1 protein-coding gene is annotated in these 2077 nt (G+C 66.3%); it reads right to left on the reverse strand.

The features are described 5' to 3' along the window. Positions 1-1974, reverse strand: a 1974-nt coding sequence (locus tag L0G76_RS15910; RefSeq protein WP_304358102.1) for a sensor histidine kinase, incomplete at its 3' end; no start/stop codon positions are given. Positions 1975-2077 lie beyond the last annotated feature (103 nt).

The following is a 2077-nucleotide window of genomic DNA, read 5'->3' on the forward strand; positions in this document are numbered from 1 at the left end:
GCCCGTGGGCGGGTTGCCCGACGGCGGCTGGCTCGCCGACGGCGCGCCGGCCGAGGGATACCCTCTCGCCTGGCCGAGCCCGTCAGAGTCAGTGGGAGCAGCGTCGGGCAGCCACACCGTGAGCACGGCACCCTTGAAGTCGTCGCCGTCCTCACCGCGGCCCTGCACGTCGACGGCCCCGCCGAGGCGGCGGATGGCCTGGACGACCAGAGACAGTCCGACCCCGCGGGTGCCCGTCTCCTGCCTGCCGAGTCCCTTGTCGATCTCAACGCCATCGTGCTTGGTCGACCACCCACGTTCGAAGATCGCGTCGACGTATTCCTCGTCGATGCCCGGGCCGTCGTCGCTGACTTCGATCGAGAAGCCGCCAGCGCCGCCGGACCCGCTCAGGTGCACATGCACACGCTTGTCCTCGGGCAGAACATCATGCCTGCTCAGGGCGTCGAATGCGTTGTCGATGAGGTTGCCGAGGATGGTCGCCAGGTCACGATCATCCCCGCCGAGGCGGCCGGTGAGTCCCGCTGTATCGACCGTCATGTCGATGCCCACCTCGGCGGCTTGGGCGATCTTCGACAGCAGCAGGGCCGAGAGCACGGGGTGGTCGAAGCTCATCTGGCCGTCACCGGTGACCCGGTTGAGGTCGTCGAGGTCCTTGGCGGCGAAGTCGATAGCCTCATCGGTGTGCCCGGTTTCCAGCAGGGAGACGACCATGTGGAGCCGGTTCGCGTATTCATGGGTCTGGGCGCGCAGGGAGTCGGAGAACGATCGCACGGAGACGAGTTCTCCGGAGAGTTCGGCGAGTTCGGTGTGGTCGCGCATCGTCACGACCCAGGTGTCGCTGGCGGCGTCGGTGGGCTGCTGGTTGACGACGAGCACCCGGTCGTCGGTGTAGTGGATCTCATCACGGGCCCACCGGCCGGAGGAGAGCAGGTCGATGAGGGCATCGGGCAGGTTGAGGTCGCGCAGTGCGATGCCGCCGATCGGTGAGGTCGCCCGGACGGGGTCGTCGGTGGCTGAGATCTGCTCGCCCGTCGAGTCATCGCCGGTGGCGGGCAGTCCCAGGAGTTCGCGCGCGTCGGCGTTGATGAGGACGATGCCCGCCGAACGGTCGACGAGCAGGAGTCCTTCCGACACGGCCTTGAGCACCGAGGAGTAGAACTCGAGCATGCTGCGCAGCTCGGTGGCGCCGTAGTCGCCGGTGACCCGGCGCAGGCCGCGGGAGGTCGCCCAGGAGGAGGCGATGCCCAGGAGGAGAGTGGTGATGGCGATGCCGATGAGCCATTTGCTCTGGGCCATGAAGCCCTCCCGCACCGAATCGGCTGAGTTGCCGACGATGACGGCACCGACAGCGGTGTTGGGACCGATGTCATCGACGCCGAGGTGCTTCGCGAAGACCGGACTGATGACGTAGAGCGTGCCGCCGCCGGGGCCGCCGTCGTCGAGGAAACGGACGATGGACTCACCGTCGGCGACCTGCGAACCATCGATGGCCATGGCGAGCTGATCGACGGAGTCATCGGGGACGTCTCCCGAGTTCGAGGACACGATCTTCGATTCGTTGCGCTCCTGGCGGTTCGATGAGCCCAAGGACGGCGGCGTGGCCAGGTAGTCGATCGGGACGACCGCGGCCACATCGAAGTCGTATTCGCTCACGACGTTGTCGAGCATAGTCTCGACGTCGTCCTGTGAACCGGGGTCGATGAAGTCGGCAGCCTCGGTCTCCTCGGACCCCACGAGGCTGAGCGAGATCGACATGTTGTCGGCGGCAGAGCGCAGCAGGTCCTGTTCGCGTTTCTGGTTCAGTTGCGAGAGTTGGATGTAGAGGAGACTCGTGGTCAGCACCATGATGCCCACGAGCATGATCGAGTTCGCGAACATGATGCGTCCGGCGACGCCGAACTTCATTCGTCGGCTCACACGTGCCACTGGCCCTGTCAGTCCTCCTGACATTGTGGCACGCTGATCTTTGGGCATGGGGCCATTGTGCCACCCACTGCGCCCGGACTCGGGTCAACCAGGGGCAGGAGGCCCGGACTCGGGCTGGCCGGATTCCTGTACTCGGCCTGGTCGGATTCCC

This window comes from Brevibacterium picturae (assembly GCF_030453725.1).
In the GTDB taxonomy this organism is placed as follows: Bacteria; Actinomycetota; Actinomycetes; order Actinomycetales; family Brevibacteriaceae; genus Brevibacterium; species Brevibacterium sandarakinum_A.